Genomic DNA, 9,711 nt, shown 5'->3' with positions numbered 1-9,711 from the left:
GCATCCTCCATCCGCCGAATGCGCGTCGATACCGTCGTCGCCGTCAAACCAAGCGTCTCGGCAATCTGCTGGTTGTTCGCGCGACCATTCGCCCGCAATCCGCGGATGATCGCTATGTCCGTCGCGTCGAAGCTGAAAACCTGACTCATTCCACCTCGCAGCATCACATGGGCAGCATCAGGGGCATGAACTGCCGATGCATTGCGGGTTTGCGCAGCCAAAGCCGGGCAGTCAACCGCGTTCTGCGCCGTTTTCCGCAACCGAAAGGCCGATTTTGCGGATGTTTTTGCCGGGCATCGATCCGCCAAACCGGAAATCATTGAACAGTATTCTTGGGAATGCGTAAGTTTATAGAATTTATTGTTCGAATATGTGATACATATTCCCAAATTGCATGATAATCGCGGAATTTTCTTGTGAGAGGGCATATGCCGGAGCGACTACTCAACCGCGCCATCATCGTGGTCGGCGCAGGCACGGGAATTGGTGCCGCAACGGTGGAACGCCTTTGCACAGAAGGCGCGCGGGTTTGCGTGGCAGACGTGAACCTTGCTGCGGCGAAAGCCGTGGCCGCACGCATGGTAGATGCCGGGCACGAAGCCCATGCCATCGCAGTGGACATTACCGACGAAGCCGCGGTCAATGCCTGCTTTGCCGAAGCGGTAGCCAAACTGGGCGGGCTGGACGGCGCGCACATCAACGCGGCAGACCTGCGCACGATCTTCCTCGATTCCGATGCGCTCTCGCTGAATATGGCCACGTTCGACCGCACCATCGCGGTCAACCTTCGCGGGCACCTGCTTTGCACCCGCGCGGCCTTGCCGCATCTGATCGAAAGCGATCACGGCGCGATTGTCTATACCAGTTCCGGTGCCTGCATTTCGGGTGAGCCGGAGCGCCCATCCTATGCCGCATCGAAAGGTGGCCTCAACGCGCTGATGCGCCATGTCGCCAGTAAATGGGGCAAGCAGGGCGTGACGGCAAACTGCGTGGCCCCCGGCTTTGTCATGACGCCCGAAATGATCGCAGGCGGCGCGGTTCCGCCCGAATGGATCGAACGCTGCATCGCCGGCACCCGCAGCACCCGGCTGGGCAAGGCCGAAGATATTGCCGCAATGGTGGCGCTGCTGCTTTCGGAAGATGGTCGCTGGATCAACGGGCAGGTTTTTCATGTCAACGGCGGCGCGCTGCTGACGTGACGCCATAATCCTTTCGGGTGATGTGGGGCACGTTCAAGGGTGGGATTGCAGTCGCACGATAAAGACCAACGGTAGAGGACCAACCATGACTGCAACCACCAATCGCCCCCTGCGCCACGCCGTGATCGGGGCCGGGATGGCAGGCATCCTTGCCGCGATCAAGCTGAAGCAGCGGGCTGAAGATTTCGTCGTTTATGAAAAGGCGGCAAAGATCGGCGGCACCTGGCGCGAAAACCGCTATCCCGGCCTGTCGTGCGATGTGCCCGCCCATGCCTATACCTACAGCTTCGAACCCTATCCCGAATGGCAGGCCTATTATGCCACCGGCAGCGAAGTGCAGGGCTATTTCGAACAGGTGGTGGCCAAATATGGCCTTGCGGCGGATATCCGCTTCAACAGCGAAGTAAGCGCGCTCGATTGGGATGCCGGTACAAATCAGTGGACGGTCACACTGGCCGATGGATCGCGCGATGTTTTCGATGTGGTCATCGCCGCATCGGGCGTGCTGCACCATCCGCGCCTGCCAGAGATCGAAGGACTGGACAGCTTCGAAGGCCCCGCCTTCCACACCGCGCGCTGGGACGATACCGCCCCGATTGATGGCGCGAAAGTGGGGCTGATCGGTTCGGGATCGACCGGCATCCAGATCGTCACCGCGATCAACAAGAAGGTCGATAAGCTGGTCCATTTCCAGCGTTCGCCGCAATGGGTCATGCCGGTGCCGCAGTTCCAATACACCGAAGAAGAGCGCGAAGCCTTCCGCCGCGATCCCGCGCTGATCGACGCGATCCGCTTTGCCGATGAATACATCGGCAATATCAAACGCTTCACCGATGCCATCACCGATATCGACGGTCCGCAGATGACGATGATCGAGGATGTCTGCCGCCAGCACTTCGAATCATCGATCCGCGATCCCGAACTGAAGGAAAAACTGCGTCCGAACTATCGCGCCGCGTGCAAGCGCCTGATCTATTCGTGGTGCTATTACGAAGAAGTGCAGCACCCCGCCGTATTCGTGGAAACCGGCAAGATCGCCCGGATCGAACCCAAGGGCGTGCGCATGGCAGACGGCACGTTCCACGAACTCGACACGCTGATCCTTGCCACTGGCTTTCAGGCCGACAAGTTCATCCGTCCCGCTGGCGTGACCGGCGAAAATGGCATGACGCTGGACGCGTTCTGGGCCACCCGGCCAACCGCGCACTATGCGGTAACGCTGCCGCACTTCCCCAACCTGTTCATGCTGAACGGGCCAACCGGGCCGGTGGGCAATTTCTCGCTGATCGACATTGCCGAGCGCCAGTGGGACTATATCGACCAGTTGATCGACCTGCTGCGCAAAGGCGAAGCAGCTTCGGTAATGCCCACGGTGGACGCGCACAACGCCTATGAAGAACGGCGGATTGCTGCGGCCAAGACCACGATCTTCGGTTCGGGCTGCACGAGCTGGTATCTCGATGCCACCGGCGTTCCGGCAAGCTGGCCGTGGTCCTACGATGCCTTTGCCGATGCGATGGCGAAGCCGGTGCTGTCCGAATATGCGATCAGGACACCAGTCGCGGCCTGATTTGCCGACCTACCAAGCCAGTCGCGGCATCACTCGCGACTGGCGAAGTATTTCGCAATCACCTCTTCCGTCATGCCGATGCCCCGCAGGCAGAACCATGTCGCCTGCCGGACAAGATCATCACCATGTACGCCATAGGGCCGCGCGGCCGGTGGCAGTCCGCCGATGGCCGCAATCATCGTGCCGACATGTTCGATGAACATCGCCGCTGCCGGAACGTCCAGCGGTTCACCCGAAAGCCCACCGTCTTCACGCGCGGAGGCATAGGCGGCTTCCATAGAGGCGGCGTTGCGCCGCTGCGACCGGCGGTAGATCAGGCTGGCGTAGGATCCGTCACCGGCAAGGCTGGCCAGCGTCATGCGATGCGCATCGAAGCGCGCCGGATCGCTGGCATCGGCCACGCTGGCCGCGATGAAGGCATGGATCGCCTCGGCCAAGCCCAGCGAACCTTCGGCCTGAATGCCCTGTTCGCGCCAGCGTTCATCCTGTTCGACGAACACCTGCCGCAAGACCGCACGATAGAGCGCCAGCTTGCTGGGAAAGTGGCGATAGACCAGCGCTTCGGAAACTTTCGCCTCACGCGCGATTTGCAGCGTCTTGGCCCCGTCATAGCCATGCTGCGAAAAGACCCGCCGCGCCGCAGCCACGATCTGGCTGCGGCGCTCGGTGCCGGGGATGCGCGTTCTTGCCATGAACACTCACTTACTTTTGCGCGATTGGGTGTCAACCGCACAAAAGCAGCGTCATCGCGGCTCGCCTTATCCGGCCTGCCACTTACTTGAGGTCAGATCATTCCGCCGCGATCCGCTGTTCCAAAGCAGAGGCGGGAAGGCGCTCAGCCCAGAAGGCCCCTTCCAGATCGGTATCGACATCCACCGCACCGCGCACGCCCAACGCCGCGCGCGCTTCATCCAGCGGCAGGTGGAAAACGGGTTCCAGTTTCTTCATGAACAAGGCATCGCTGGCCTTGCCAACGGTCATTCCGCGCTGGATTGCATCGGTACAGGTGTCCCACACTTGCGGGTAATGCAGCAGCGTGCGCACGGTATAGCGCAGCGATCCGAATATCTGGATCAGGCTGAGTTCTGCCGCCAGTTCGGGGTTGCGGATGAACTTGAACACATTCGTCAGCCGATACCAATATGGCACCAGTTCCCCCATGTAGTTGAACCCGCCGCCGCACAGGATATGTTCGAAGTCGTGCGTCTGGCCGGAACGGAGGTTGTAGAATTCCAGTTGGCTTTTCGGTTCGCGCCACGGCGTGATCTGGATTTCATAATTCCCTTCCGTGATCCATTGATAGAAAATGCCGCCCAGCGATCCCGGCGCATATTGGGCAAAATCTTCAATCCGGTATGTCGAATAGAACCCTTCGGAAAGCCATGCATCCAGTTCGGGATTCACCCGTCTTTCGGCGGTGAACATGTCCTCTATCGCGGCATGATCGCGCAGTTCGTCAAGGATCGGCAGGAATTCATACATCTCAGCAGGCGGCGGCAGGTCCGGCCCGTTGCGCCGCAGCAGGATCATCGCCAGCCATTCGCGCAGGCGCGGATTGTTCAGGTATTTCGACGATGAAACCAGCACGCTCGACGGCGTTTCCACCGGCATCACGCCACGTGCGAGATAGGGCATGTCAGCCATCAATTTTCTCCCATTTGCAGAGCGGGCAGAGGCTCCAATTCGCTTGCCATTTACCGAACGGTATCGAACCGTTCGGTAAATGGCAAGCGTGTGGATGACGCTTCATGCCGATGATGCATCGCAGGCGCAGGGTGCTATAGGGAGAAGGATGGATGGCCCATTGTGACAGATCCCCATGTGGCATCCCCCGCCGTGCCGACGCGCGTGGCGCACTTGCTCGATATCGCGCGGGCGGCATTCGTGGCCGAAGGGTTCGATGGGGTCAGCATCGATGCGATTGCGCGTCAGGCTGGTGTCAGCAAGGAAACGATCTACCGCTATTTCCCCGATAAACAGGCACTTTTCCGGGCCTCGCTGAAAGCAATGGCGAGTAGGTTCGAAGCACGGGCGCTAGCGCTGCATCACGCTCATCTGCCAGATCGCGAGGAACTGGGCGGCCTTGCGCAAGCTATTCTCGATGCGGCGGTGCATGGCGGATTGCTCAGCCCGCTGTGGCTGGCCGCAGGGCTGGGCGGGCGTATGCCCGATTTCGCCGCCGAACTGCAAAAGGCGCAAGCCGCGCAGATCGAGCCGGTGCGCGAGACGATAGAGGCCATCGTCCGCACACGCGGGATATCGCGACCCGTGCCGATCGACGATGCGCTCGATTTCGGGTCGCTGGCGGTAGAAGGTTCGGCCCTGCTGATGGGCTTCGATCCGCCGCCGGTCGAAAGGCGCGCGGCCTTGGCGGCAAGGGTCGCCGCGCTGTTTGAACAGGGCGTGCTCGCCATGCCGCGCAGCACAGCGCTCGCTAAGGACGGAGACTTAACCCCGCTGCCTTTGCCGCCCGTCTATCCGCCGCATTTGCGCCGCCTGCTTGATGTCGCCGCCGCCCACTTCCTGCGCGATGGTTATGAAGCGGCGAGTCTTGGCGCAATCGGGGCCGAAGCCAAAGTGGGGCGCGGCACGCTCTATCGCCACTTCGCGCACAAGGCGGGCCTGTTCGATGCGGTAATGCGCGATCTGGCCGCACAAATCGCACATAGCGCCCAGCCGCCAGCCTTGCCGCTCAAAGCTGGCCCAGATGCCGTAGCTGCTGCCGTGGCTGCCTTCTTTGCGTCGGCCACTGCGCATCTCACCGCACCTGCATCAATCGCCTTGCACCGCGCCACCATCGCCGCCGCGCGACGCGATCCCGCACTGGCACGCGCCGTCCACGATACCGTGCGCGTGCCGTGGATCGCGCCCTTGGCCCAATGGATCGCCCACGCCATCGGCCCCGCCGATGCGCAATGGCTGGCACGGCAAGGCATCGTTCTGGCAATGCAGGGCAACCGCGCCATTGCCGCAGGGCGCGGCCCCGCAGCCGAAGTGCTGACAAGCCACGCGCACCGCACCACCCGCCTTTTCTTACACGGCCTCGGCGGCTGATTCAGGTTCTGGCACGCTGCCGCGATATCGCTGTCAGCCTTTCATAGCGCCCGTCATCCACTGCACCTTTTCCGCAAGCGAATCAACCTTGTGCGGATTCGCCTGCACACCGGGCTTGGCCGCACGATGGCAAGCCGTCCCTTCCCCAGGGCGGCACACAGATAGTCACGAAACGCCCATATTAATTACGCAAAGAGCGAATGAAAAAACCATATTGCACTTATTTTGCGTAGTTGTTACTCTCCTCTCGACAAGAAATTGAATTCGGGATGAGGGTGATGCCTGCCACGTGCGGGCGGTCCAGATGCGTCTGGAGCCGGAGCAGCCGAGGCCACCCTCTCATCGCATTGTCCACGAACCTGGTCAGGTCGTGTCGCAGGCTTGGAATTGGAGGGAGAAAATAATGTCTAAAGGGATCCAACTTAAATCAGGCTTGGCCCGCCGCTGCAGCGCTGCGCTGCTGGCCAGCGTGGCTCTTGGCGTCGTCGCCGTGCCGCAAGCCGCTTTTGCTGCAGAGAATGCTGCGGACGATCAGGCCAGCGAAACCGCACAGCCCAGCAGCGCCGAAATCATCGTCACCGCCAACCGCCGCGAAGAACGCGCGCAGGACGTGCCAATCTCGATCACCGCGATCAGCGCTGACAGCATCCGCGAACGCGGCCTGACCCAGCTTCAGGATCTGCAGGCTTCGGTCCCGTCGCTCGTCGTCGGCCCGAACGGTCAGGCCTCGCGCGATGTGATGTCGCCTTCGATTCGTGGGCAGAGCGCGTCGTTCCAGGGTTCACCCGCAGTCGTCGTCTACATGAACGAAGTGCCGCTGGTTTCGGCCATCACGCTTTCGGGGCAGGGCGGTCCCGGCACGTTCGTCGATCTGCAGAACGTGCAGGTGCTGGCTGGCGCACAGGGCACGCTGTTCGGTCGCAACACCACCGGCGGTGCCATCCTGCTCACGCCTGCCAAGCCGACCGACGCGCTTGAAGGCTATGTGCAGGCAGGTTTCGGCAACTACAGCATGGTCGAGGTCGAAGCCGTTCTCAACGTGCCGATCTCAGACAAGGTGCGCCTCCGCCTCGTCGGTGCTTCGCGTGATCGCGATGGCTTCACCTACGATACGAACTGGAACAAGGATCGCGACGATCAGCACTGGCGCATGGTGCGTGCTGGCCTGTGGATCGAACCGGTCGAAGGCGTCACCAACTATACGCTGGCCTATTACGGCAAATCGCACAGCAACGGCACCGGATCGATCGCCCGCAATTTCAACACGAACTACTTCACCGGCATCGCCCGGCGGCCCATCCCGGTTGGCGGCGGCGTATCGTTCCCGCTGGGTGCCATCGCGCCGACGTTCAACTTCTGCGGGGCGGGCACCGGCCCTGCCAATTGCAGCTACTACACCAACCTGCTGAACCAGCAGAACGCGCGCGGCATCCGCCAGACGGCGCATGGCATGGACAGCTTTGCCAAGCTGGAATCGTGGAGCATCAACAACACGACCGATATTGAGCTTTCCAGCACGCTGAAGCTGCGCAACATCTTCAGCTATTCCGAACTGAAATCGTACTACGCCAACGATCAGGACGGCACCATCGCGCCGATCTACGATACCGGCAACACCCTGCTCAGCCGCACCGCCCCGCGCGATTGGTACAAGCAGGTGACCGAGGAACTCCAGCTTCAGGGCACCGCGCTGGACGACAAGCTGACCTACACCGTGGGCGGTTTCTACTTCAAGCAAAGCCCGCGCGGCACGATGGTGTCCTATTCCACCAACGTATGCGGACTTCAGACCATCGCAGGCTGCCCCATCGGCCAGAGCGAAATCGCCATCACCAACGAATCCAAGGCGATCTACGCCCAAGGATCGCTTGATTTCGGCGCATTCTCGCCCTCGCTTGATCGGCTTCGGCTGACCGCTGGCTATCGCTACACCTGGGATACCGTGGACGGCACCACCGCATCGTGGAACTATTCGCAACTAGCCAACGGCACGCAGTTCGTCAGCGCCTGTTCGTGGAAGTCCAACCCCACCCCGCAGCAGTCGATTGCCGATCCACGCACCACCTGCCTGTTCGGCGCGCAGCTCAAAAGCTCGTCGCCCAACTGGACCATCGGTCTGGACTATCGCCCGAACGACAACATCATGGTCTATGGCAAGGTCACGCGCGGCTACAAGGCTGGCGGTTTCAACAGCTATGCCGTGTTCGAAACCACCCGCACCTTCGGACCGGAAACGGTGACCGACTATGAAGCCGGCTTCAAGACCGACTTCAACGCGGGCGGAATGCGTGGTCGCTTCAACGTCAACGGCTTCTGGCTGGATTACAAGAACATCCAGCGCGCAGCGGGCGATTTCAACACCGCCACCGGCGGCAACGGTGCTGTAACGCTCAACAACGCCAGCGCCACGATCAAGGGCGTCGAAGTTGAAGCCATGATCCAGCCGACCGACAACATCGAACTGGGCGGAAACTACAGCCACCTCAACGCCAAGTACAAATCGTTTAAGTTCAATTCCAGCTCCGGCGTGTGGGATTGCACCGCGCAGTCGATCACCTCGCCCAAGGTGTTCGCCGGGGCGGATATGTCCTGCCGCCCGCTGCAATACCTCTCGCCCAATATCGTTTCGGTCTATGGCCGGTTCAGCCTGCCGATGTCGGAAGATGTCGGGAAGCTCAGCCTGTTCCTCAGCTACAACTGGACCGACAAGCAGCCGACCGCGCCATTCTCCACCGAAACGTTCCCGGATGGCACGATCAACGAGCCGGGCGTGCTGTTGCCCAGCTACGGGCTGCTCAACGCCACGATTGACTGGAAGGGCGTGATGGGTTCGCCCGTCGATCTCAGCTTGTTTGCAACCAACATCACCAAGAAGAACTACATCATCTCGAACACCGGTATCTTCCAGACCATCGGTGCGCAGAGCGTGATCTACGGCGAACCGCGCATGTTCGGTCTTCGCTTGCGGTACAGCTTCGGCAACTGATCGGGACCGAAGCGATCTGACAGCGAGAGAGGCCGGGCGTCAAAACCCGGCCTCTTTCAATTTCGTGGGGAGAACTAAGGCGTGAGCAAGAGGCTTGAAGGGCGTGCGGCGGTCATCACCGGCGGCGCAGATGGTATCGGGCAGGGCATTGCCCGGCGTTTTGCCGCCGAAGGCGCAAGCGTGATCGTGGCCGATTACGATGCCGAACGCGGCCCCGCAGTTGCCGAAGAACTGCAAGCACTGGGCGCAAACGCCGCCTTTGCGCGCTGCGATGTAACCTCACGCGATGATGTGTTCGGCGCGGTCGATCTGTGCGTCGAACGGTTCGGTTCGGTCGATATCCTCGTCAACAATGCCTACCGTGGCGAAGGCCCGGTGCGGATAGAGCGCAAGACCGACGAACGTTTCGAAGATGCCCTGAAGATGTGCCTCTATGCCACCAAATGGGCGATGGAACGCGCCCTGCCGCACATGAAGGCACGTAGATGGGGTCGCGTGATCAACATGGCCTCGCTCAACGGCGTCAACGCGCACATGGGCAGCGCCGATTACAATGCCGCCAAGGAAGCCGTGCGCGCCTATTCCCGCACCGCCGCGCGCGAATGGGCGCCATACGGCATCTGCGTGAACGTGATCTGCCCTGCCGCCATTTCAGCCGCCTATCGCCGCTTTGCTGAAATGACCCCCGATGTTGCCGCCGCCACTGCCGCCGCCAACCCGATGGGCCGCATGGGCGATCCTGAAAGCGATATTGGCGGCGTAGCGCTGTTTCTGGCGAGCGAGGATGCGCGCTATCTGACCGGCAACACACTGTTCGTGGATGGGGGCGGGCACATCAACGGCGTGCCGTGGGTGCCGGATTTCGGGCCGGAGGAATAGCTTCGGCCACTTATCGCGCTGAT

8 protein-coding genes are annotated in these 9,711 nt (G+C 61.2%); 5 read left to right on the top strand and 3 right to left on the bottom strand.

Translation table 11 applies throughout. The features are described 5' to 3' along the window. The coding region (locus HGI47_RS22775; RefSeq protein ID WP_240950346.1) for an Lrp/AsnC family transcriptional regulator at positions 1 to 320 on the bottom strand (320 nt) is incomplete at its 3' end. A 108-nt stretch (positions 321 to 428) separates the two neighbouring features. Here HGI47_RS22775 and HGI47_RS20900 point away from each other — a divergent pair. Together HGI47_RS20900 and HGI47_RS20895 are read left to right on the top strand one after the other, a co-directional pair. Then, on the top strand, positions 429 to 1,199 hold the full coding sequence (locus tag HGI47_RS20900; RefSeq protein WP_168854697.1) for an SDR family NAD(P)-dependent oxidoreductase: 771 nt from the start codon (positions 429 to 431) through the stop codon (positions 1,197 to 1,199). An 85-nt stretch (positions 1,200 to 1,284) separates the two neighbouring features. Continuing rightward, positions 1,285 to 2,769, top strand: coding sequence for an NAD(P)/FAD-dependent oxidoreductase (locus tag HGI47_RS20895; protein ID WP_168854696.1), 1,485 nt, complete (start codon positions 1,285 to 1,287; stop codon positions 2,767 to 2,769). Between the two features lie 29 nt (positions 2,770 to 2,798). On the opposite strand, the gene HGI47_RS20890 is transcribed toward HGI47_RS20895, so the two are convergent. Beyond that, entirely contained in the window at positions 2,799 to 3,461 is a 663-nt protein-coding gene (locus HGI47_RS20890; protein ID WP_168854695.1) for a TetR/AcrR family transcriptional regulator, read from the bottom strand. Positions 3,462 to 3,558: 97 nt separating this feature from the next. After that, positions 3,559 to 4,413: a hypothetical protein gene (locus HGI47_RS20885; protein WP_168854694.1), complete on the bottom strand. Its 855-nt coding sequence runs from the start codon at positions 4,411 to 4,413 to the stop codon at positions 3,559 to 3,561. Positions 4,414 to 4,575: 162 nt separating this feature from the next. Between HGI47_RS20885 and HGI47_RS20880 the strand changes: the two genes are divergently transcribed. From HGI47_RS20880 to HGI47_RS20870, 3 genes are all read left to right on the top strand, one after another. After that, a complete protein-coding gene (locus HGI47_RS20880; RefSeq protein ID WP_370521809.1) occupies positions 4,576 to 5,823 on the top strand; it encodes a TetR/AcrR family transcriptional regulator in 1,248 nt (415 codons plus the stop codon). 403 nt (positions 5,824 to 6,226) lie between these two features. Further along, a complete protein-coding gene (locus HGI47_RS20875) occupies positions 6,227 to 8,809 on the top strand; it encodes a TonB-dependent receptor (protein WP_168854693.1) in 2,583 nt (860 codons plus the stop codon). A gap of 81 nt (positions 8,810 to 8,890) precedes the next feature. Further along, a complete protein-coding gene (locus HGI47_RS20870) occupies positions 8,891 to 9,688 on the top strand; it encodes an SDR family NAD(P)-dependent oxidoreductase (protein ID WP_168854692.1) in 798 nt (265 codons plus the stop codon). Positions 9,689 to 9,711 lie beyond the last annotated feature (23 nt).

The organism is Novosphingobium sp. ERN07, from assembly GCF_012641335.1.
In the GTDB taxonomy this organism is placed as follows: Bacteria; Pseudomonadota; Alphaproteobacteria; order Sphingomonadales; family Sphingomonadaceae; genus Novosphingobium.
This window is presented reverse-complemented; position numbering and strand designations above follow the sequence as displayed.

Bases quoted from the DNA above. Each gene is read 5' to 3' on its own strand.
- HGI47_RS20900 (WP_168854697.1), top strand. From the start codon at position 429: ATGCCGGAGCGACTACTCAACCGCGCCATCATCGTGGTCGGCGCAGGC.
- HGI47_RS20895 (WP_168854696.1), top strand. From the start codon at position 1,285: ATGACTGCAACCACCAATCGCCCCCTGCGCCACGCCGTGATCGGGGCC.
- HGI47_RS20890 (WP_168854695.1), bottom strand. From the start codon at position 3,461: ATGGCAAGAACGCGCATCCCCGGCACCGAGCGCCGCAGCCAGATCGTG.
- HGI47_RS20885 (WP_168854694.1), bottom strand. From the start codon at position 4,413: ATGGCTGACATGCCCTATCTCGCACGTGGCGTGATGCCGGTGGAAACG.
- HGI47_RS20875 (WP_168854693.1), top strand. From the start codon at position 6,227: ATGTCTAAAGGGATCCAACTTAAATCAGGCTTGGCCCGCCGCTGCAGC.